Raw genomic sequence first — 20,371 nt, 5'->3', positions numbered from 1 at the left:
GCTCGCAATGACGGGGATGGTCACGCAGCACCGTCGCGAAGCGGGGGGTGATAGGACAGCGCGGTGTCCCAGGGGAAGAAGATCCAGGTGTCCTGCGAGACCTCAGTGATGAAGGTGTCGACCAGCGGACGGCCCTTCGGCTTGGCGTAGACGGTGGCAAAATGCGCATCCGGCAGCATTTCGCGAACCAGCTTGCCAGTCTTGCCGGTGTCGACGAGGTCATCGACAATCAACAGCCCCTTGCCGGTGCCGCCGCCAAGCTTCATCGCCTGTTCGGAAATGCCCTTGAGGACCTGGAGATCGCCCTGCTTGTCATGATCGTAGCTGGCGATGCAGACCGTATCGATCACGCGCACGCCTAGCTCGCGCGCCACAATCGCCGCCGGCACCAGGCCACCGCGGGTGATCGCGATCACCGCGTGGAACGGCCCGACCTCGTTGAGCCGCCAGGTCAGTGCCCGGCAATCCCGGTGGAACTGGTCCCACGACACTGGAAAGGGCCTGCCTGCCCGCTCCTGCGCGCTCAGTTCCGGTGCTTCACCAGCCATCGTCGTCTCCTGCTTTGGTCTGCCGGCATTTGCTACCGGGCGGCGTTCAATCCCGCCAGCATTTCCTTCACCGCCGCCATCGCTGCGGCGAGCTTATCCGCATCGCGCGAACGCACCACCAGATTGGTGTTGGGCTTCTGCTCCTCGTCCATGAAGGGATAGCTGCCGATGATGGTGTCGGGGTGGGCGGCGGCGATGGCCCTTAAGGGGCTGCCGATATCGCCCTCCCGCGCGTTGGCGCGGACCGATTCGGACAGCATGCGGACACCGGATTTTAATTTGGGTGAGACGATGTCCATCATCGCCTGCATGATCGAGGGCACCCCGGCCATGACGATGACATTGCCGATCTTGAAGCCGGGCGCGAGGATGGTCGCGCTCTGGATCAGCTCGGCGCCATCGGGGATGCGGGCCATGCGCAGCCGGGCTTCGTTGAGGTCCTGCTCGCTCCAGCGCTCCCTGAAACGGGCGACCACTTCGGGGTGGTGGTCAATGCCGACACCGAACGCCTTGGCGACGCTGTCGGCGGTGATGTCGTCGTGGGTCGGCCCGATGCCGCCGGTGGTGAAGACATAAGTGTAGCGATGCCGCAGTGCATTCAGAGCTGCGATGATGTCGTCCTCGTCGTCGGAGACGATCCGCACTTCCTTCAGGTCGATGCCGATATTGGTCAGGTATTCGGCGATGAAGCCGATATTCTTGTCCTTGGTTCGGCCGGACAGGATTTCATCCCCGATGACCAGAATGCCAGCCGTGACTATCTCGCTCATGCCTTAAGTCCCTCACCTGTAGTCCCGAATTTGCCGGGGTAACGCGTTGAAGTCACGCGCTTTTGCTGCCGAAATAAGCAGTCCTCAGCCATTTTTTCAGGCAGGCCGCCGACTAGCCCCGGCAAATGCCCTCTCTCAATGCTTATCGCGCTGGCCCGCCCCTTGCTACCACCTGAAAGTCATGCACTCTTGCCGCATGGCCAGGACGTTGCGGTCTTCACCAAGGCCAGACGACCTGCCACATGGCGCAACGCCTTGCGGAGACAAGTCGGGATCTATGGCAGTCGCGTTTGATGAAATGAATATTCCCGGCGGGGACCTTCGCCCCGCCTATCAGGAGCTGGCGCGCTGGCTCAAGGAGACGCCTCCCGAGGCGCTCGAATATCGCCGCCAGGAGGCCGAGCTCCTGTTCCGCCGGATCGGCATCACCTTCGCCGTCTACGGGGACTCCGAATCCACCGAGCGCCTGATCCCGTTCGACGTGATCCCGCGCATCATGTCCGGCAGGGAATGGACGGTGCTGGAAAAGGGATTGAAGCAGCGCGTCAAGGCGCTGAACATGTTCCTGCGCGACATCTATCACGGCCGCGACATCCTTCGCGCCGAGGTCGTGCCCGAGGATCTGATCTTCCAGAATCCGGTCTTCCGTCCGGAGATGAACGGCCAGCAGGTGCCGCACGACGTCTACGTGCACATCGCCGGCATCGACATCGTCCGGGTCGACGCCGAAGACTTCATCGTGCTTGAGGACAATGCGCGCACGCCCTCGGGTGTGTCCTACATGCTGGAAAACCGCGAGATCATGATGCGGCTGTTTCCGGATCTGTTCGCCCGCCACAGGGTGGCGCCGGTCGAGCGTTATCCGGATGAGCTGCTCGCCGCGCTGCGCTCGGTCGCACCGCACAGCGCTTCGAGCGAGCCGACGGTCGCGCTGCTCACGCCGGGCGTCTACAACTCCGCCTATTACGAGCACTCCTTCCTTGCCGACAAGCTCGGCGTCGAGCTCGTCGAAGGCCGCGACCTCGTCGTCAGGAACAACGAAGTGTTCATGCGGACGACGGAAGGGCTGAAACGTGTCGACGTGATCTATCGCCGCGTCGACGACGATTTCATCGACCCCCTCACCTTCCGCCCGGACTCCGTTCTCGGCGTACCTGGATTGATGTCGGCCTACGCGGCCGGCAACATCACGCTCGCCAACGCGGTCGGCACCGGCATCGCCGACGACAAGGCGATCTACTCCTACATGCCCGACATCGTGAAATTCTATCTCGGCGAGGAGCCGATCCTGAAGAACGTGCCGACCTGGCGCTGCCGCGAGCCGAAAGATCTGGCCTATGTGCTGGACAATCTCAGCGAGCTCGTCGTCAAGGAGGTGCACGGCTCAGGCGGCTACGGCATGCTGATCGGCCCCGCCGCCACCAAGGCGACGATCGAGGCCTTCCGCGAGAAGCTGAAGCGCGAGCCGGAAGGCTTTATCGCGCAGCCGACGTTGGCGCTCTCGACCTGCCCGACCTGCACGGCCTCCGGCCTTGCCCCGCGCCATGTCGACCTTCGCCCCTTCGTGCTGACCGGCAGCAAGAGCACGACCATCGTGCCGGGCGGGCTGACGCGTGTGGCGCTGAAGGAAGGCTCGCTCGTAGTGAATTCGAGCCAGGGCGGCGGTACCAAAGACACCTGGATTCTGGACGAGTAGAGAGATGCTGTCGCGTACCGCCGAAAACCTCTATTGGCTCGCCCGCTATGTCGAACGGGCCGAATATCTCGCACGCACCATCGATGCGACCCTGCGCGTCACGGCCCTTCCCGCCACCTATATCGGCAAGACCAACGAATGGGATTCCGCGCTGCTCACCGCCGGCGTCGCGGAGAGCTTCTATCAGACCCATGAGGAAGCCAACGAGCACAACGTCGTCGACTACCTCTCGTTCTCGGCCGACAACCCCTCTTCGATCAGGAACTGCATCGAGGCGGCGCGGCTGAATTCGCGCTCGGTGCGCACGGCGCTGACCAGCGAGATGTGGGACACCATCAACTCGGCCTGGATCGAGTTGCAGGAGGTCTGGAGCAAGGGCACCTCGACCCGCGAAGAGCTCGCAAAGTTCCTGCGCTTCGTGCAGGAGACCTCGCTGCGCTTCGACGGCTCGGCCTACCGGACGATGCTGCGCAACGACGCCTACTGGTTCTCCCGCCTCGGCCTGCATCTGGAGCGCGCCGACAACACCGCGCGCATTCTCGACGTGAAGTATCACGTGCTGCTGCCGGAGGAGGAGCATGTCGGCGGTCCGCTCGACTTTTATCAGTGGAGCTCGATCCTGCGCTCGGTCTCGGCGCTAACGGCCTATCACTGGGTCTATCGCGAGACGCTGAAGCCGTGGCTGGTCGCGGACCTGCTCATCCTCAACGGCACGCTGCCGCGCTCGCTGGCGAGCTGCTACGAGAATCTCGTGCGCAATCTCGACCAGATCGGCGTCGCCTATGGCCGCCAGGGCCCGGCCCAGCGCCACGCCCGCGGCATCCGCAACCGGCTCGAACACAGCAACATGAACGACATTTTCCAGCATGGCGTGCATGAATTCATTCAGGAATTCATCGCGGACAATTCCAGGCTGGGCGAAATCATCACGAAGCAGTATTTGATTTGACATACGCCGTCATTCCGGGGCGCCCGAAGGGCGAACCCGGAATCTCGAGATTCCGGGTTCGGTGCTGCGCACCGCCCCGGAATGACGCAAGAAAAGCGGTCCACCATGCGCCTGCGAATCCAGCACACCACGACCTATCGCTACGAGCCGGCGGCGACGAGCGTGATCCAGATCCTGCGCATGACCCCGTGCAGCCATGACGGGCAATATGTGGCGGAATGGCAGATCGACGTCTCCACCGACACCAAGCTCGACATGCACGAGGACGCGTTCGGCAACGTCACCCATGTGCTGTCCTGCGGGCCCGTCAGCGACATCCAGATCACCGCCGAAGGTCTGATCGAAACCCACGATACCGGCGGGGTGCTGCGCGGTGCCGACGAGCGCTTTCCCACCGACATGTTCCTGCGCACCACCGACCTGACGACCGTCAACCCGGCGATGGCGGCGGTCGCGCGTCAGTTGCGCAGCGAGGCCGAGAGCGACACGCTCGGCTTCCTGCACACGCTGATGAGCGAGATCAGCGATCACATGACTTTCGACGAGGATCCGACCAACAGCGGCACCTCGGCCGCCGAAGCATTCACGCTGAAGCGCGGCGTCTGCCAGGATTATGCGCATATCTTCATCGCCTGCGCCCGCACCGGCGGGGTGCCGGCGCGCTTCGTGTCCGGGCATTTCCTGCGCTCCGACGGCACCGTGCATCAGGACGCCGGCCACGCCTGGGCTGAAGCCTATGTTCCTGATCTCGGCTGGGTCGGCTTCGATCCCGCCAACAGCATCTGCACGACCGATGCCCATGTCCGCGTCGCAATCGGGCTCGACTATCTCGGCGCGGCCCCCGTGCGCGGCACCCGTTACGGCGGCGGCGCGGAGACGCTGACCGTCGCAGTCAAGGTCGAGCAGGCCGGCCGCGGCGGGCAGTCGCAATCACAGTCGCAGCGGCAGGGATAGATTGTCATTCCGGGGCGATGCGATGCATCGAACCCGGAATCCATCGGGCCGCGGAGTTAGAGGAGAGATGGATTCCGGATTTCGCGCTTACGTGCGCCCCGGAATGACAGCCATCCCCGGGGAATCGGGGGTTGGAGCGGGCGGCGAAATTGGCTAGTAAGTCCGCGCAAACGCGTTCGGGGACTGGAAATGACCTATTGCTGCGGAATCCTGGTTCGGGACGGTCTGGTGATGATCGCCGACACCCGCACCAATGCCGGCCTCGACAATGTCTCGACCTTCCGCAAGCTGCATATCTTCTCCAAGCCCGGCGACCGCATCATGGCGATCGCCAGTGCCGGCAACCTCGCCATCAGCCAGTCGGTGCTGTCCACGCTGACCGAAGGCCTCGAAGACCCCAACACGGGCGAGATCGAGACGCTGATGAACGCGCCGACCATGTTCCAGGCCGCCCAGCGTATCGGCCGGGCGATCCGGGCCGTGCACGCGACCGAAGGGCCGGCGCTGAAGTCCGAGGACGTCTCGTTCGACGTCTCCTTCCTGTTCGGCGGCCAGATCAAGGGCGCGCGCATGCGCCTGTTCATGGTCTACACCGCCGGCAATTTCATCGAATGCACCACCGACACGCCCTACTTGCAGATCGGCGAGCACAAATACGGCAAGCCGGTGCTTGACCGCGCCATGCATTACGACGTCGAGCTCTACGAGGCGCTGAAGACCGGCCTGATCTCGATGGATTCGACCATGCGCTCGAATCTCGGCGTCGGCCTTCCCATCGACGTGCTGGTGGTGCGCACGGACGCCTGCGAGGCCGATCTCAACCACCGCATCGAGGCGGGCGAGCCCTATTTCCACGACCTGCGCTCGCGCTGGTCGGCGGCCTTGCGCGCCGCGCACCAGAACATTCCGCGGCCGCCTTACAAGAACGAAAAAGAACCCAAAACCTGACAACAGAAACAAAAGGCAGGAAACGATGAGTGAAGCAAAAAAGATCGCCCTGGTGACGGGCGCAGGCACCGGTGTCGGACGCGCGGCGGCACTGGCGCTGATGAACACCGGCTTCACCGTGGTGCTCGCCGGCCGCCGCCTGGAGATGCTCGAGGAGACCGCCAAGCTCGGCCCCGCGGGCAAGAGCCTCTGCGTCACCGCCGACATGACCAAGCCTGACTCCATCGCCGCGCTGTTCGACAAGGTGAAGGCGACCTACGGCCGCCTCGACGTGCTGTTCAACAATGCCGGCATGGGCGCACCCGCCGTCAATTTCGAGGACCTCAGCCTCGAGCAGTGGCAGGCGGTGGTGAACACCAACCTCACCGGTCCGTTCCTGTGCACCCAGCACGCCTTCCGCATCATGAAGGACCAGAGCCCGCGGGGCGGCCGCATCATCAACAACGGCTCTATCTCGGCGCATGCGCCGCGGCCGTTCTCGGCGGCCTACACCTCGACCAAGCACGCCATCACCGGTCTCACCAAGGCCAGCAACCTCGACGGCCGCATGTATGACATCGCGGTCGGCCAGGTCGACATCGGCAATGCCGCGACCCCGATGACCGATCGCATGGTCAACGGCCCCGGCGTGCTGCAGCCGGACGGCACCACCAAGCACGAGCCGCGCATGGACGCGAAGGCGGTCGGCGATGCCGTCGCCTACATGGCCGGCCTGCCGCTCGACGCCAACGTGCTGTTCATGACCGTCATGGCGACCAAGATGCCGTTCGTCGGGCGGGGCTAGCGCCAAACTGCGAAAACAACCCCATGCACAGTAGACGCCGGAAAGCGTCTCCTGCCGGGGTGACGCGACGCAAGTCCGCGCGCTATCTCAACAATCGTCGTTGCGGGCGCTCAAACATCCGCCCGCGCCGCACGGATTGATCGGCCGACCTGCTGCAAGGCCTCGAAGGCTGCGAAGCGCTTCTCGTTCCAGCCTGCCAGGGCTGCGTGGGGCGTATGTATTTCTCCCAGAGCCGACATCGCCTCCATCGCCTCGGCAACGCTCACGTGATCGCCGGACGCAACCGCCCCCAGCATCGCGGAGCCGAGCAACACGGGCTCGGGGGATGCCGAAGCAGCAACGGTCAAGCCGGTCGTATCGGCGAGCACCTGCCGCACGAGGCGGCTCTGGGCCGCGCCTCCGCTGACGACGATCGTATCGATGGCGATGCCTTTGTCGTGCTGGGCGCGCACGATCTGCCTCGCGCCGTAACCAAGGCCGCACAGGCCGGCAAGATAGAGGGCGAGCAAGCTCTCCAGGTCCGCGCGCATATCCAGTCCAGCGATCAGCGCGCGCGCATCGGGATCGGCGAAGGGCGCGCGGTTGCCGAGAAATTCCGGCACGACATGAAGTTCGCCGACCAATTCCTTGATCATCCCCGCACCGCCGCGCACCTCCACTTCCGAAGCGAGCCAGTCGGAGGGCAACCGCTGATCCCGACCTGCCGCCTCTGTGGCCTGCGCGGAATAGGGATGCATCTGGATGAGATGGTCAATGGCTGCACCGGCGACTGACTGTCCGCCCTCATTGAGCCATAGGCGCGGCACCATGGCCGAGAAATAAGGCCCCCAAACGCCGGGAACGAACGTCGGCTCCGTCGTTGTTGTCATGGTGCAGGCGGACGTTCCGAACACGTAGGCCATGCGCGTGAGTACCGTCCCGGCAGCTCCGCGGGCGCCTACCGTGCCGACACCGCCGGCATGGGCGTCGATGAGACCTGCCGCAACTGATGTGCCCGACGTCAGGCCAAGGTCGCTCGCGGCCTCCGCCGTCAGGCCGGCGCCGAGCCGTGTCCCGCCGGGCACGATCTCGGTGCCGATCCGACGAAACTGCTCGTCTGCCAGCGAGCCGAGCCCGACCGCACGAAAGAAGTCGGCGTCCCAGCGGTCTTCGTGGCCGAGATAAGTCCACTTGCACGTGACGGTGCAGGTGGAGCGAGCAAGGCTCCCGGTTGCGCGCCAGGTCAGGAAATCGGTCAGGTCCAGGAACTGCCAGGCGTCCGCAAAGCTGCGCGGCATGTTCTCGGCAAGCCATAGCAGTTTCGGCGTCTCCATCTCGGGTGAGATCGTCCCCCCGACATAGTCCAAAACTTTCGCGCCAGTGCGGTTGATCCGGCGCGCTTGATCGACGGCGCGGTGGTCCATCCATACGATGATATTGCGGGCCGGATCGCCGGACGGACCCACGGCAAGCGGCGCGCCGCCACTGCCTAGCACCACCAGCGAGCAGGTCGCGTCAAAACCAATTCCGGCAATACTGTCAGGCGCGATGCCGGCCTTTCCGACCGCGCCGCGCACGCTGCGGCATACGGCGCGCCAGACGTCCTCGCTCGATTGCTCGACAATATCGCCAGCCTCGCGCCAAAGCGTGATGTCGGCCCTGTCGGTGGCGACAAGCCTGCCGGAGCGATCGAAGATTCCGGCTCGCGCACTGCCCGTGCCGACGTCGATACCCAGAAAATGACGCGTCATCGCGGAGACCCTCACCATGAAGCAACGTTCGGATCGCAGATGCGGAAGCGCTATAGATCGTTGCTCTGCGGCAGGATCACGAGATCGCGGATCGTGACGTTTCTCGGACGGGTCAACATGAAGAGCACCGCCTGCGCTACTTCCGTGGGCTGGATGAGGCCCCCTGCCGCCATCTCTGCGTCGAGCTTCTCCTTCGGCCAGTCGCTGATGAGCGCGGTCACGACCGGGCCCGGCGCCACGGCGCCGACGCGCAGGCCATATTTCGCGACCTGCCGACGCACGGTATGGACAAAGGCCTGCACGGCATGTTTCGAGGCGGTGTAGATCGGCTCCCAGACGACGGGAACGAGACCGGCGATCGAACTGGTGACGATGATGTCACCGCTCTTGCGCTCTACCATGTGCGGCAGCACCGCGTGGATGGAGCGAAACAGCGCGTTGACGTTGAGGTTGAGCATGCGGTCCCACGCCTCGGGGTCGCCGCCAAGCACCTCGCCGCCGACATAGGTACCGGCATTGGCATGGAAGATGTCGAGCCGGCCCGCTTTTTCCAGCACTTGCGGCATCATGCATGCCATGCTCGCATGATCAGTGAGGTCGATACGCAGCGGGATCGCGTTCTCGCCAAGCTCGGAACAGACCTTGTTCAGCGCCTCCTCTGCCCGATCGACCAGCACGACACGCGCACCAGATTCGATCATCGTCCTGGCGCATTCGAGACCGATGCCAGAGGCGGCACCGGTGATGGCGGCAACTTTTCCTGCAAGTTCCTGGCCCACGGTCGGTCCTCTTGTTGGAGTTTGTTTAGGCTCGGCCATGAGAGACACGCGAGCGTCGTGCGAGCGAGTCGACGATGACCGCAACGGCTAGCACGGCGCCGGTGATCATGTACCGGAGCGACGAAGAGAGATCGAGCAGCGTGAGGCCGCTGGCAATCGACTGGATGACGATGATGCCGAGCAGTGCGGAATAGGCGCTGCCGCGCCCCCCAAACAGGCTGGTGCCGCCGATGACCGCGGCTGCGATGGCGTTGAGGTTCACGTCGCCCGTGCCAGCCTGCTGGCTGGACGATGCGAGCCTGGCGGCGGCGAGGATACCGCCGGCGGCCGCGAGCGTGGAGCACAGCATGAAGGCGCTTGCATAGATCCGGCGAACATTGATGCCGGCACGACGGGCGGCCTCGCGATTGCCTCCGACCGCGCTCATCGAGCGGCCCCATTTGGTCCGCTTCAGCGCGTAGTTCATGACCACGCACAAGCCGACGAACAGGCCGAACATCCACGGGACGCCACGCGCGAGATTGAGATAGTAGACGATGAATTCGAGCACGATGATGACAAGCGCAGCCTTGAGCAGGAGGTGGCCGAGCGTGCTTGCAGACAGTCCCGCCGCGCGCCTGCGCGCGGCCATGCGGTAGCCGGCCGCGAACACGACCACGCCGGCAAGTGCCGCCAGCGTGTAGGATACGATCGGCGGCATGACCAGCATCTGCCCAAAATTGACCAGCGGCGATCCATAGGGAAGGTTGATCGAGCCGGACGAGCCGAGCAGATAGAGTTGCAGGCCGAGCCATGCCAACAGGCCTGACAGCGTCGAGACGAAGCTCGGCATACCCAGCCGATTGAACAGGAAGGCATAGAGGGCGCCGATCGAGGCGCCCAGCACCAGCGCCGTGATAACAGCCACCGCCACGGGCCAATCCTGGTTGACCCAGAGCACGCCGATCAACGCAGAGGAGAAGCCGCTCACCGAGCCGACAGAGAGGTCGATCTCGCCGACCATCAGGATACAAACGATGCCGAGCGAGATGACGCCTACGGTCGAGCAATCGAACAGCAGATTGACCAGATTGTCAGGCGCCAGGAAGACCGGGTTGAGGCTCTGGAATGCGGTGCAGATGATCAAGAGGCCGACCACCACCGGCAGAGAGCCGAGGTCGCCCGACCGCACGCGGTTGACAAAGGCGCCGATCGTGCCGCGGAGCGTAGCAGCATGCGCGACGCGCTCGTCGCGACGGTCCAGCAACCGCGCGGTCGAGACCCGTTGCGTGTCGTCGGTCATATCAGCACCTCCCGCGACGGCTCCGCGCCGCGTCGGCTGGCACGCCGGGAGACCGAATTCTCGTCGGCCCCCGTGATGGCCGTGACGAGATCCTGGTTGGACACATCGGGTCCGAACTCGCCGTTGTTGCGGCCGAGGCGCAGCACCACGATGCGGTCGGCAACGGCGCGCACGTCCTCCATGTTGTGACTGATCACGATGACACCGAGGCCGCGGGCGCGCACGCGCTCGATCAGGTCGAGCACCTCTGCGGTCTGCGCGACACCGAGCGCTGCGGTCGGCTCGTCGAGCAGAATGAGCTTCGGCTCGGTCAGCAGCGAGCGCGCGATCGCCACGGTCTGGCGCTGCCCGCCAGACAGCGACGCGACGGGTTCGCGCACGCTCGGAATGCGGGCCGACAATTCGTTGAGCAACGTCCAGGCCCGGATCTCCATGGACACCTCATCGAGCCTGACAGGATTGAGCTCGCGGCCGAGGAAGATATTGGCGACCACGTCGAGGTTCTCGCAGAGCGCCAGATCCTGGAAGACGGTCGCGATGCCCAGGCCGAGCGCCGTGGCCGGATCGGACAGGACGACCTGTTCGCCATCGAAGTCGATCGTCCCAGACGTAGGCTGGTGGACGCCGGCCAGAATCTTCACCAGCGTGGACTTCCCGGCGCCGTTGTCACCGACAAGCGCCACGACCTCGCCGGCATGGACGTCGAGGTCGACATCGGCAAGGGCGGACACCGCGCCGAAATTCTTCGAAATGCCGCGAAGCCTCAGCACCAGTTTGCCTGGCCCCTCCTGCGGGTGGTCGACATCCGGAATCGTGGACATGTCCGCTTACGCTTTCTCTTCGTTCGTCCCGGCCGCATTGAGCGGCCGGGACGCTGCTTCGCTCACTGCGTGATGCCGAGCTTCTTGCATCCGGCTGCATATCGGCCGGTGCAGAGCTGATCGGCGGTCTGGATCTTCTTGTCGATGATCTCCGCCTTCAGGTTCTGCTCGGTCACGACAGCCGGAATGAACAACTTTGATGGCGTATTAAAGAGCGTGGTTTCCGGCTTGGGCGTGCCGCCCGAGAGGAACTCTACCGCCGCCTGGGCCGCGGCGGCTGCAACGATCTCGCTGGGCTTGGAGATCGTGTTGTACTGATCGCCGGCGATGATGAGCTGAAGCGCGGCGATCGTCGCATCGTTGCCGGTCACCGGTGGCACCGGCTCGACACCGGCGGCCTTGAGCGCGGCAATCGCGCCACCGCCCGTACCGTCGTTGGCAGCGACGACGCCAAGGATCTTCTTGCCGAAGCGGGTGACCTGGCCGCTTGCCCATTGCTGCGCCTTGGGCGGCGCCCAGTCGGGCGTGTCGTATTCGGCGAGGATCGGATAGCCGCTGTTGTCCAGGCCCGCGTGGATGCCCTTCTTGATGAGCCCCGCGGCGGCATCGGTAGGCGATCCGTTGATCTGGAGCACGCCCTCACCTTCCTTCGGCGTGACCTTGGCGTCCTTCAGATGCTTGACCAGCGATTCCGAGATGGCCTTGCCGATGCCTTCATTGTCGAAGGAGACGTAGAAGTCGGCCTTGGCGTCCGGGATCGGGCGATCATAGGCGATCACCTTGATGCCCTGGGACTGTGCCATCTTCACCAGCGAAGCGGCGGCGGCCGAGTCGACCGGATCGAGCACGATCACCTTGGCGCCCTGCGAGATCACCGAGTTGAACTGCTGTTGCTGGCGCGCGGCGTCCGCACTGGCATTCTGGTAGACGACCTTGCAGCTGGCGCAGAGCTTCTTCATCTCGGCAGCAAAGCCTGGATAGTCGTGCTGTTCGTAGCGGGTTGAGGCCTGGTCGGGCATCAGGAACGCGACGGTCGCATCCTTCACCTCCGCGGCACGCGAGGACATGGCCGTTGCGCCGAGTAGCGACAGGGCGAGAGCGGCCGAGCAAATAGTCTTGAGCGAGGGCTTTGTCATTCGGACTTCCCTTTCGGAAACTGGGTGTTAAAGTGCTGCTCGTTGATGTCTTGGAGACAAGCCATCCCTGCTTCCGCAGCCGGATGAGAACGGCGGTCAGCGCCGATAGCCTCCGAAGCCACGCGGAATTTTCGGACAGACGATCTCCTTCGCAGGCCGCCATCGGCGCGCCAGCGTCATTCTTCCCGTAATCGTCCTCCTCCCTTGCTCCTCCCGGTTAGGCGGCGCGTGCCGCGTTGATGTTGTCCGCCAGCAACCGCCTGAAGCGCGAAGGCGGCATGCCCTTCTCGGCCAGGAACTGGCGATTGAAATTGGAGAGATTGTTGAAGCCGACCTGGAAGCAGATGTCGGTGATGGACGCGTGTTCGTCGCTCATCAGGATCTGGCAGGCGAGATTGATGCGGAGCCGCTTAACATATTGCACCAGCGACATCCCCGTGTGCCGGCGGAACGAGCGAGAGAACGCGCTTTGCGACTGGCCCGCGATCGCGGCGAGATCGGCTTCGCTGAACGGCTGCGTGAGGTTCTCGCGGATGAAGGCGAGCGCCTTGTTCATCCCCGCCGACATGTAGCCGGACGGATCGGGCAAATAGTTCGGGCTGGACAGCGGCAGTGCACCACGGGCGCGGGAGAGCGTCCCCAGGATCATCATGAAAAGTTCGATCCGGCGCACGCCCTTCGCCGCCACGATCTCCTCCATCAGCGGGGCAAGCTCCTTGCTCGTGCTGCTGGCAAAAAGGACGCCGCGCCGGGAGGATTCCAGCAGCGCGCCGAGACCCGACAGCTCAGGCATCAGCCTCATCGTGTCGCCGATGAATTCTTCGCTGAACTGGATGATGCGTCCGCGCAGCGGGATGGTCATGTCCGCCGGCAGGTCGCTCACCCAATTATGCGGCAAGTTGGGTCCCGTGAGCACGAGGTTGCCCGGCTCGAACTGGCCGATGAAATCGCCAACGAAGTAGCGACCGCTGGTCGCGACGACCTGATGGATTTCGTATTCCGGATGAAAGTGCCACCTGACCGTGTGGAAGGGATACCCGTGCGACCAAGCCTTGAACGACTCGCCGCGCCGAATCTGGACGACTTCCAGGTCTGGTTCCATATCCGTTCCCTCCTGGGCCGGCCCGGTTTGTAAACGTCTGGGCTCGACCCGATGGCTGAATTTGGCTCAGCTCTCTCTATTGCTCGAAACCGTATCGGGTGACCGCCGCTGCCGCCACCACGATTCAGATGCTGAACCGATACTCTTTTGACATTCGTTCGGTGGGCGCTGCAATATGCCTTCAAGCTCCGACGGGCTTCCCTACTCCAGGTTCTCCACCTTCCGCAGGCTCGGAAACAGCTTCATCCAGAGCAGCGCCACGGCAACCGTGCAGACGCCGCCGAGCACGGCCGCCGGCATGGCGCCGAACAGTGCTGCCGTCAGGCCGCTCTCGAACTGGCCGAGCTGGTTCGAGGCGTTGATGAACAGGAAGTTGACGGCGCCGACGCGGCCGCGCATCTCGTCGGGGGTCGCCAGCTGCACCAGCGAGAAGCGGATCACGACGCTGATCGTGTCGGCAGCGCCGAGGATCGCGAGCGACAACACCGACAGCCACATCCAGGACGACAGCGCGAACACGATCGTGGCGATGCCGAACACGATCACCGCCTGGAACATGCGCAGGCCGACATGCCTGGAGATGGCGTGGCGCGCCAGCACCATGGTCATCAGCAGCGCGCCGACCGCGGGCGCAGCCCGGAGCACGCCGAGCCCGACCGGGCCGGTCTGGAGGATGTCGCGGGCATAGATCGGCAACAGCGCGGTGACGCCGCCGAACAGCACGGCGAACAGGTCGAGCGAGATGGTGCCGAGGATCGCCGGATTGCTCCTGATAAAGCGGACGCCGGCAAAGATATTGTCCTCGTCCGTTCCTTGCCTGGCGACGGCCTGCGGACGCGGCTGGATGAAGCCGGTCAGGATCATCCCGAAGATCCAGAACAGCAGCATCATTGTGTAGGCGAGATGCGGTGCGATCGCGTAGGTAAAGCCGCCGAGCGCAGGCCCGGTGATGGTCGCGACCTGAGCCGCCCCGCTCGCGACCGCCGTCGCACGCTGGAGCGAGCCCTGCGGCGCGATCAGCGGCAGCAGCGCCGCGGTGGTCGGGCTCTCGAAGGCGCCGGCAATGCCGAGCACGAAGGTCGCGATGAATATCTGCACTTCGCTGACCGCGCCGAGATAGGTGAGGACAGCGAGATAGAGCGCGGTGGCGGCCTCCACGAGCTGGCAGAGCTGGACCACGCGCTTGCGCTCGAAACGGTCGGCGGCATGGCCGGCGACGAACACCAAAAGCGCGGTGGGCGCGAATTGCACCAGCCCGACCATGCCGAGGTCGAAGGCCGAGCCGGTGAGATCATAGATCTGCCAGCCGATCGCGACCGCCGCGATCTGGCTGGAGAAGCGCGACAGGCTGCGGGCGAGCAGGAAGAACAGGAAGGCGGGATGGCGGAGGAGCTCACCGGCGGTGGCCGGCGGACTGACGGATCCTGACTGCTCTGGCATCGCCTGTTCGGTCACGCGCGGATGATCGGCCCTTGATATCGACGCGCCGGGGGTGGCTGACCGGGACCCGGATGTCAACAGCAGGACGGCCCGCACCATTCCCGGCATTGCGTTTGCAACGCAGGCGCGGCCATAATGATTGAGGGTTTGGGGACATCATGCTGCGGCTGCAATCGACACTCGGCGTTTTCGCATTGCTGCTGATCGCCTTCGCACTCGCGGAGAATCGCCGCGCGGTCTCGTTGCGCCAGGCGCTGATCGGCCTCGTCGTCACCTTCGTCACCGCGATCGTGCTTTTGAAGGTACCTTTGGTGGCGCACGCTTTCGGGGCCATCAACGACGCGGTCGGCGCCATCTCGGCGGCCTCGCGCGCCGGCTCCTCCTTCGTGTTCGGCTATGTCGGCGGCGGCACCCTGCCCTTCGAGCTGAAGGTGCCGGGCGCCGATTTCATCCTGGCGTTCCAGGCGCTGCCGATCGTGCTGGTCATGAGCGTGCTGACGACGCTGCTGTTCTACTGGCGGGTGCTGCCGCCTGTTGTGCGCGGCATGGCCTGGCTGCTGGAGCGCACGCTGGGCGTCGGCGGCGCGGTCGGGCTCTCCACCGCCGCCAACATCTTCCTCGGCATGGTCGAGGCGCCGCTGTTCGTGCGGCCGTATCTTTCGCAGATGTCGCGCAGCGAATTGTTTCTGGTGATGACCGGCGGCATGGCCGGCATCGCCGGCACCGTGCTGGTGCTCTATGCGACGCTGCTTGCGCCTCTCATTCCTGACGCAGCCGCGCATTTCGTCATCGCCTCCGTGCTGGGCGCGCCGGCCGCGATCCTGGTCAGCCTGATCATGATCCCTGAGACGTCGGACAAGCGCACCGGCGGATCGCTCGAGGATCCGGAGATGGCGGTCTCCGGCACCATGGATGCGATCGTGAAGGGCACCAGCGCCGGCATCGAGCTGTTGATCAACATCGTCGCGATGCTGCTGGTGCTGGTGGCGCTGGTCTATCTCGCCAATGCGGTGCTGGGGCTATTGCCTGCCGTGGGGGGCGCCGCGATCTCGCTGCAGCGGGTGCTGGGATTGATCATGGCGCCGGTGTGCTGGCTGATGGGACTGCCCTGGGACCAGGCGATCACCGCCGGCAGCCTGATGGGCACCAAGACCGTGCTCAACGAGCTCGTCGCCTATGTCGACTTCTCGAAGCTGCCGCCCGACACGCTCGATCCGCGCTCGCGCCTGATCATGCTCTATGCGATGTGCGGCTTCGCCAATTTCGCCAGCCTCGGCATCATGATCGGCGGCCTCGGCGTGATGGCGCCGGAACGGCGCGAGGAGATCAACGCGCTGGGGTTGAAGTCGATCGTATCGGGGACGCTGACGACGTGCCTGATGGGGGCGATCGTCGGGGTGTTGACGTGATGCCGTAGCCCGGATGGAGCGGAGCGCAATCCGGGAACGTATCTCCGTTGCAGGCACCCCGGATTTCGCTTCGCTCCATCCGGGCTACGAACCTACGAACTACCCTTTCTCACCGCACAATTTCGACTGCTCCAGGAGCCGTCGCACGTCACCCAGCTTGGCGCGGCACACCTCGGCCGCCTGGCCTTCGCCTCGGTGGTCCGTCCCCGCGCGAGCAGCAATTGCGCCAGCAAGGCCCGCGCCACCGATCGCACCGGACCGCCCGCCACATCCGACGCAGCGAGCGACATCGCGGTTTGCACTTCCGCCTCGGCGGCACTGAGGCTGTTCCGTTCAGCGAAGTAAATCGCACGGAACAGGTGAGCGCGCGGGTCCTTCGGATAGCGGTTGACGAAATCAGCGGAACGGCCGGCCATCTCGCGCGTGCCCGCCGGCATTTCCGAGGCGCGGATATACTGCCCGGCATCGGCCATGTAGGACCGATAGTGAATGGCGGCGAAGCCGGCGCAAATCAGGGATCCCACAAATCCTCCGAGCAACACCATGCCAGCGCTTCGCGGCAGGCTGTCATAGGACCAGAAAGCGATCCACGGCGTGATGGCAAGCGCGCCACCGGCTACCGCACCGCCTGCATGCGCATAATAGTTGACGTTGCCGGAGGCGCCAAAGGCCAGCGGCAGCAGTGCCGGACACCGAAGAAGAGCGACGTCTTCAGTCGCGACATCGTCGTCTCGGCGTCCGCCTCGGGCTCGAAGCTCGCAACGAACAGCGCGGCGATGAGCCCGGTAATGGCGCCTGACGCGCCGACGCCGACCGTGCCCGAGCCATTGCCCAGCAGCGAGCCGGCCTCGCCGGCCAGCGCACTGGCAACAAAGATCAGCGAAAACCAGCCACGGCCGATCAGGCTCTCCAGCCTGACGCCGACGATGAACAGCGCAACGCAATTGCCTATGAGGTGCCACTGGCTGCCATGCAGAAGCGGCGCAAGGCCAATCCGCCACCACTCGTTTTTCCCGACAACCAGATCGTAGCCGGACGCGCCCTGTGCAATCAGCGAGCGGACATCGAGTGAGCCGTCCCGCCCAATGTCGACGGCGAGACTCCGTTGCAGCGCGAAGATCACCATCAGACAGAAAATCAGGCCGATTGTGAGGAAAGGGATATCGGAGAGAAACTTGTTGTCGCGAAAAAGCGAGCTCTCACTCGCGGACTCATCGTCGTCCCGCATGACCGCGGGAGCGGCCGGCGCGGCGACGGATTGAAACGAGGCTCTCGAAGGTGGCGCCACGACGCCGCGCCGGCCAAAGGTGTTGGTCGCCATGAATGCATGTCCCGCATGTTCACAGCTCTGAGTTGACGCCAGGGATATTTGCGATCGGGTTAGCGGCCGCGCTGCGGGTAGGTGAAACCGGCGAACTGGTAACGGCTGGGTTTCGCGGATCGGGGGCTTTTTAGGGATCGCCGCGATGCCGTAGCCCGGATGGAGCGCAGCGCAATCCGGGACCAGCTTCGCCGCGGAGAGGCTTTCCCGGATTTCGCTCCGCTCCATCCGGGCTACGAAGCAAGTTTTCTCCGCCGTCATTGCCGCGTGGAGAGAGAGTGCCTACGCCTTCAGCTCCACCGTCTTGAACTCCGCAGGCAGGATCACTTCCAGCAGCTCCACATCGTCGGAATAATCCAAAATCATGTGCTTGATCTTCGGCGGCTGGGTCCAGGCGCTGCCTTGCTGCATCATCGTCTCGCCTTGCCCATCCATGTAGGTCTTCACCCAGCCCTTGAGCACATAGACCATCTGGAAGTCGACGTCATGGAAGTGCAGTTTCGACACCTCGGCGGGATCGCAGGGGCCTTGCAGGCGGATCACGTGCGCTTGCGCGAGGCCGTGGGTCGCGTTGGCGATGCCGAGATCGCGGTACTTGGCGTAGGCGCGCAGGCCGTCGGCTTTGAAATCTTCCTCGCGGTGATGGCTGATGGCGATGCGCTGCTTGGGGCGGGCGGGTTTTTTCGCAGCGGCCGTGCGGGCTTTTGATTTCACCACCTTGCGCGCGGAAGATCGTGCGGCGGACTTGGCGGCGCTTCGTTTCTTCCCCACAGTCTGGGCTGCGCTGCGCGATTTTGTTGTCTTGGCCATGGGCGGCCTCCCGTTGTTGTTATGACGAGAGGCTAGCATGGAACAAGTTTCGTAGGGTGGGCAAAGCGAAGCGTGCCCACGTTCTGCATGCGATCACGGAGAGAGATGGTGGGCACGGCGCGCGAAGGGCGCGCCTTTGCCCACCCTACAAGAGCGGTGCTCTATCTCAATTCAACCGGAACACGCCGTCCACGGCGCGCAGCTCGGCCGGCTTGATCAGCTTGGAGTGCGCGACGGTCACCGAATGCAGCGGGCCGTCGAGCTTCTCGGTCCAGAACGCCAGGAAATCGACCAGCGCCGGGAATTTCGGGAACATGTCGTAGTTCTGCCAGACGTAAGTCTGGAGCAATGACGGATGATCCGGCATCCGGTAGAGAATTTGGGCCGTTGTCAGCCCGTAGCCCAGCATCTGTTTCCTGAAGTCCTCGGAAACGCCCCCAACGCGCAGTCCCATGCCAAACCTCCTTTGCAGGAGCGCATACAGGGGGTGGCTTGATCCGTGCCCCGGGAGCCACCCGGAAACGATGCGCTCACATGAGAGAAATGTGACGCAAACTGACAATCCATCTCAAGCCCAAAAGTTTAACAAGCTGTTGAAATTCAATGCGTTAGCAGCAGAGCGGGCACCGTGCTAATACGGGGCACCGCGGCACCCTCGAAGGTGCTCCGAAATCGGTTAACGATGGGAAAGGTTTCTGGCACTTGGGCCTTCAGAGTGCCGAATTTTCTGCTAGAAGCCCTTGCCCCCGCAAAATTCCTGTCCTATTTCAGCTGCACCTGTGCTGGCACTCGCTGGCGCAGACTGCTAACATCTTGAAATCCTCAACTCGTGCAAATGCTTAGGAGGACTGCATGAAATTCCGTCCGCTTCACGACCGCGTCGTGGTCAAGCGCATCGACGCAGAAGAGAAGACCGCCGGCGGCATCATCATTCCCGACACTGCCAAGGAAAAGCCCTCCCAGGGTGAAGTCGTCGCTGTCGGCCCGGGTGGCCGCGACGAGGCCGGCAAGCTGGTTCCGATCGACCTGAAGGTCGGCGACCGCGTGCTGTTCGGCAAGTGGTCCGGCACCGAAGTCAAGATCGACGGCCAGGACCTGCTGATCATGAAGGAGAGCGACGTGATGGGCGTTCTCGAAGTCACCGAGTCCAAGAAGAAGGCGGCTTAAGAGCCCCTCTCCTCCCTCCAATCAACATTCCTAAGGAAAATTCCAGATGGCAGCCAAAGAAGTCAAATTCGCGGTTGAAGCGCGCGACAAGATGCTGCGCGGCGTCGACGTTCTCGCCAACGCGGTGAAGGTCACGCTCGGCCCGAAGGGCCGCAACGTCGTGCTCGACAAGTCGTTCGGCGCTCCCCGCATCACCAAGGACGGCGTCACCGTCGCCAAGGAGATCGAGCTCGAGGACAAGTTCGAGAACATGGGCGCGCAGATGGTGCGCGAAGTCGCCTCCAAGTCCGCTGACGCGGCCGGCGACGGCACCACCACCGCCACCGTGCTGGCCCAGGCGATCGTGAAGGAAGGCGCCAAGTCGGTTGCCGCCGGCATGAACCCGATGGACCTCAAGCGCGGTATCGACCTCGCGGTCGAGGCCGTGGTTGCGGACCTGCAGAAGAACTCCAAGAAGGTCACCTCGAACGACGAGATCGCCCAGGTCGGCACCATCTCGGCGAACGGCGACCAGGAGATCGGCAAGTTCCTCTCCGACGCCATGAAGAAGGTCGGCAACGAGGGTGTCATCACCGTCGAGGAAGCCAAGTCGCTCGAGACCGAGCTCGACGTCGTCGAGGGCATGCAGTTCGATCGCGGCTACATCTCGCCCTACTTCGTCACCAACGCCGACAAGATGCGCGTTGAGATGGACGACGCCTACATCCTCATCAACGAGAAGAAGC

21 protein-coding genes are annotated in these 20,371 nt (G+C 64.0%); 8 read left to right on the top strand and 13 right to left on the bottom strand.

From position 1 onward, the window contains the following. Positions 1-20: 20 nt before the first annotated feature. Positions 21-548, bottom strand: a complete 528-nt coding sequence (gene gpt / locus AOQ71_RS01560) for a xanthine phosphoribosyltransferase (protein ID WP_057740910.1) — start codon at positions 546-548, stop codon at positions 21-23. Between the two features lie 32 nt (positions 549-580). Next, entirely contained in the window at positions 581-1,318 is a 738-nt protein-coding gene (locus tag AOQ71_RS01555; protein WP_057740907.1) for a competence/damage-inducible protein A, read from the bottom strand. Positions 1,319-1,595: 277 nt separating this feature from the next. Between AOQ71_RS01555 and AOQ71_RS01550 the strand changes: the two genes are divergently transcribed. The 5 genes from AOQ71_RS01550 (at position 1,596) to AOQ71_RS01530 (ending at position 6,649) form a co-directional block, all read left to right on the top strand. Next, entirely contained in the window at positions 1,596-3,014 is a 1,419-nt protein-coding gene (locus AOQ71_RS01550) for a circularly permuted type 2 ATP-grasp protein (RefSeq protein ID WP_057740905.1), read from the top strand. A 4-nt stretch (positions 3,015-3,018) separates the two neighbouring features. After that, on the top strand, positions 3,019-3,963 hold the full coding sequence (locus AOQ71_RS01545; RefSeq protein WP_057740903.1) for an alpha-E domain-containing protein: 945 nt from the start codon (positions 3,019-3,021) through the stop codon (positions 3,961-3,963). 105 nt (positions 3,964-4,068) lie between these two features. Further along, positions 4,069-4,917 (top strand): transglutaminase family protein, encoded by an 849-nt coding sequence (locus tag AOQ71_RS01540; protein ID WP_057740957.1) that lies wholly within the window; start codon positions 4,069-4,071, stop codon positions 4,915-4,917. A 189-nt stretch (positions 4,918-5,106) separates the two neighbouring features. Next, positions 5,107-5,865, top strand: coding sequence for a proteasome-type protease (locus tag AOQ71_RS01535; RefSeq protein ID WP_057740901.1), 759 nt, complete (start codon positions 5,107-5,109; stop codon positions 5,863-5,865). 25 nt (positions 5,866-5,890) lie between these two features. Continuing rightward, the gene (locus tag AOQ71_RS01530; RefSeq protein ID WP_057740898.1) at positions 5,891-6,649 is read left to right on the top strand and encodes an SDR family oxidoreductase; all 759 of its coding nucleotides are present in this window, start codon (positions 5,891-5,893) and stop codon (positions 6,647-6,649) included. A 110-nt stretch (positions 6,650-6,759) separates the two neighbouring features. On the opposite strand, the gene AOQ71_RS01525 is transcribed toward AOQ71_RS01530, so the two are convergent. The 7 genes from AOQ71_RS01525 to AOQ71_RS01495 form a co-directional block, all read right to left on the bottom strand. Further along, positions 6,760-8,379, bottom strand: a complete 1,620-nt coding sequence (locus AOQ71_RS01525; protein WP_057740955.1) for an FGGY-family carbohydrate kinase — start codon at positions 8,377-8,379, stop codon at positions 6,760-6,762. Between the two features lie 50 nt (positions 8,380-8,429). Further along, positions 8,430-9,158, bottom strand: coding sequence for an SDR family oxidoreductase (locus tag AOQ71_RS01520; RefSeq protein WP_057740896.1), 729 nt, complete (start codon positions 9,156-9,158; stop codon positions 8,430-8,432). Between the two features lie 25 nt (positions 9,159-9,183). After that, on the bottom strand, positions 9,184-10,440 hold the full coding sequence (locus tag AOQ71_RS01515) for a sugar ABC transporter permease (protein WP_057740894.1): 1,257 nt from the start codon (positions 10,438-10,440) through the stop codon (positions 9,184-9,186). Continuing rightward, complete coding sequence (locus AOQ71_RS01510) at positions 10,437-11,261, bottom strand: ATP-binding cassette domain-containing protein (protein ID WP_057740892.1); 825 nt, start codon at positions 11,259-11,261, stop codon at positions 10,437-10,439. Before AOQ71_RS01510 ends, AOQ71_RS01515 begins: the two co-directional genes overlap by 4 nt. 62 nt (positions 11,262-11,323) lie before the next feature. Next, positions 11,324-12,397, bottom strand: coding sequence for an ABC transporter substrate-binding protein (locus AOQ71_RS01505; RefSeq protein WP_057740890.1), 1,074 nt, complete (start codon positions 12,395-12,397; stop codon positions 11,324-11,326). A gap of 217 nt (positions 12,398-12,614) precedes the next feature. After that, positions 12,615-13,499, bottom strand: a complete 885-nt coding sequence (locus AOQ71_RS01500; RefSeq protein ID WP_057740888.1) for a helix-turn-helix domain-containing protein — start codon at positions 13,497-13,499, stop codon at positions 12,615-12,617. Positions 13,500-13,700: 201 nt separating this feature from the next. Next, positions 13,701-14,939, bottom strand: a complete 1,239-nt coding sequence (locus AOQ71_RS01495; RefSeq protein ID WP_057740953.1) for an MFS transporter — start codon at positions 14,937-14,939, stop codon at positions 13,701-13,703. Positions 14,940-15,097: 158 nt separating this feature from the next. Here AOQ71_RS01495 and AOQ71_RS01490 point away from each other — a divergent pair, with 158 nt between their 5' ends. Next, the gene (locus AOQ71_RS01490) at positions 15,098-16,348 is read left to right on the top strand and encodes a NupC/NupG family nucleoside CNT transporter (protein ID WP_057740886.1); all 1,251 of its coding nucleotides are present in this window, start codon (positions 15,098-15,100) and stop codon (positions 16,346-16,348) included. A 92-nt stretch (positions 16,349-16,440) separates the two neighbouring features. On the opposite strand, the gene AOQ71_RS46910 is transcribed toward AOQ71_RS01490, so the two are convergent. The 4 genes from AOQ71_RS46910 to AOQ71_RS01475 all read right to left on the bottom strand — a co-directional run bounded on the left by AOQ71_RS46910 (position 16,441) and on the right by AOQ71_RS01475 (position 18,933). Then, positions 16,441-16,872, bottom strand: coding sequence for a hypothetical protein (locus AOQ71_RS46910; RefSeq protein WP_245316615.1), 432 nt, complete (start codon positions 16,870-16,872; stop codon positions 16,441-16,443). Between the two features lie 92 nt (positions 16,873-16,964). Further along, positions 16,965-17,897, bottom strand: a complete 933-nt coding sequence (locus AOQ71_RS46905; protein WP_245316614.1) for a rhomboid family intramembrane serine protease — start codon at positions 17,895-17,897, stop codon at positions 16,965-16,967. Positions 17,898-17,951: 54 nt separating this feature from the next. Next, on the bottom strand, positions 17,952-18,479 hold the full coding sequence (locus AOQ71_RS01480) for a cupin domain-containing protein (RefSeq protein WP_057740884.1): 528 nt from the start codon (positions 18,477-18,479) through the stop codon (positions 17,952-17,954). Between the two features lie 166 nt (positions 18,480-18,645). Continuing rightward, the gene (locus AOQ71_RS01475) at positions 18,646-18,933 is read right to left on the bottom strand and encodes an usg protein (protein WP_057740882.1); all 288 of its coding nucleotides are present in this window, start codon (positions 18,931-18,933) and stop codon (positions 18,646-18,648) included. A gap of 398 nt (positions 18,934-19,331) precedes the next feature. Between AOQ71_RS01475 and AOQ71_RS01470 the strand changes: the two genes are divergently transcribed. After that, positions 19,332-19,646 (top strand): co-chaperone GroES, encoded by a 315-nt coding sequence (locus AOQ71_RS01470; RefSeq protein ID WP_057740880.1) that lies wholly within the window; start codon positions 19,332-19,334, stop codon positions 19,644-19,646. 46 nt (positions 19,647-19,692) lie between these two features. After that, on the top strand, positions 19,693-20,371 hold a 679-nt coding region (groEL, locus tag AOQ71_RS01465), incomplete at its 3' end, for a chaperonin GroEL (RefSeq protein ID WP_157083323.1).

The sequence above is a fragment of the Bradyrhizobium manausense genome (genome assembly GCF_001440035.1).
Classification (GTDB): domain Bacteria; phylum Pseudomonadota; class Alphaproteobacteria; order Rhizobiales; family Xanthobacteraceae; genus Bradyrhizobium; species Bradyrhizobium manausense.
The sequence above is the reverse complement of the archived record's forward strand: the minus strand, read 5'-3'. Positions and strand labels throughout refer to the sequence as shown.

Bases quoted from the DNA above. Each gene is read 5' to 3' on its own strand.
- gpt (WP_057740910.1), bottom strand. From the start codon at position 548: ATGGCTGGTGAAGCACCGGAACTGAGCGCGCAGGAGCGGGCAGGCAGG.
- AOQ71_RS01555 (WP_057740907.1), bottom strand. From the start codon at position 1,318: ATGAGCGAGATAGTCACGGCTGGCATTCTGGTCATCGGGGATGAAATC.
- AOQ71_RS01550 (WP_057740905.1), top strand. From the start codon at position 1,596: ATGGCAGTCGCGTTTGATGAAATGAATATTCCCGGCGGGGACCTTCGC.
- AOQ71_RS01545 (WP_057740903.1), top strand. From the start codon at position 3,019: ATGCTGTCGCGTACCGCCGAAAACCTCTATTGGCTCGCCCGCTATGTC.
- AOQ71_RS01540 (WP_057740957.1), top strand. From the start codon at position 4,069: ATGCGCCTGCGAATCCAGCACACCACGACCTATCGCTACGAGCCGGCG.
- AOQ71_RS01535 (WP_057740901.1), top strand. From the start codon at position 5,107: ATGACCTATTGCTGCGGAATCCTGGTTCGGGACGGTCTGGTGATGATC.
- AOQ71_RS01530 (WP_057740898.1), top strand. From the start codon at position 5,891: ATGAGTGAAGCAAAAAAGATCGCCCTGGTGACGGGCGCAGGCACCGGT.
- AOQ71_RS01525 (WP_057740955.1), bottom strand. From the start codon at position 8,379: ATGACGCGTCATTTTCTGGGTATCGACGTCGGCACGGGCAGTGCGCGA.
- AOQ71_RS01515 (WP_057740894.1), bottom strand. From the start codon at position 10,440: ATGACCGACGACACGCAACGGGTCTCGACCGCGCGGTTGCTGGACCGT.
- AOQ71_RS01510 (WP_057740892.1), bottom strand. From the start codon at position 11,261: ATGTCCACGATTCCGGATGTCGACCACCCGCAGGAGGGGCCAGGCAAA.
- AOQ71_RS01505 (WP_057740890.1), bottom strand. From the start codon at position 12,397: ATGACAAAGCCCTCGCTCAAGACTATTTGCTCGGCCGCTCTCGCCCTG.
- AOQ71_RS01500 (WP_057740888.1), bottom strand. From the start codon at position 13,499: ATGGAACCAGACCTGGAAGTCGTCCAGATTCGGCGCGGCGAGTCGTTC.
- AOQ71_RS01495 (WP_057740953.1), bottom strand. From the start codon at position 14,939: ATGCCAGAGCAGTCAGGATCCGTCAGTCCGCCGGCCACCGCCGGTGAG.
- AOQ71_RS01490 (WP_057740886.1), top strand. From the start codon at position 15,098: ATGCTGCGGCTGCAATCGACACTCGGCGTTTTCGCATTGCTGCTGATC.
- AOQ71_RS46905 (WP_245316614.1), bottom strand. From the start codon at position 17,897: ATGGAGCGGAGCGAAATCCGGGAAAGCCTCTCCGCGGCGAAGCTGGTC.
- AOQ71_RS01480 (WP_057740884.1), bottom strand. From the start codon at position 18,479: ATGGCCAAGACAACAAAATCGCGCAGCGCAGCCCAGACTGTGGGGAAG.
- AOQ71_RS01475 (WP_057740882.1), bottom strand. From the start codon at position 18,933: ATGGGACTGCGCGTTGGGGGCGTTTCCGAGGACTTCAGGAAACAGATG.
- AOQ71_RS01470 (WP_057740880.1), top strand. From the start codon at position 19,332: ATGAAATTCCGTCCGCTTCACGACCGCGTCGTGGTCAAGCGCATCGAC.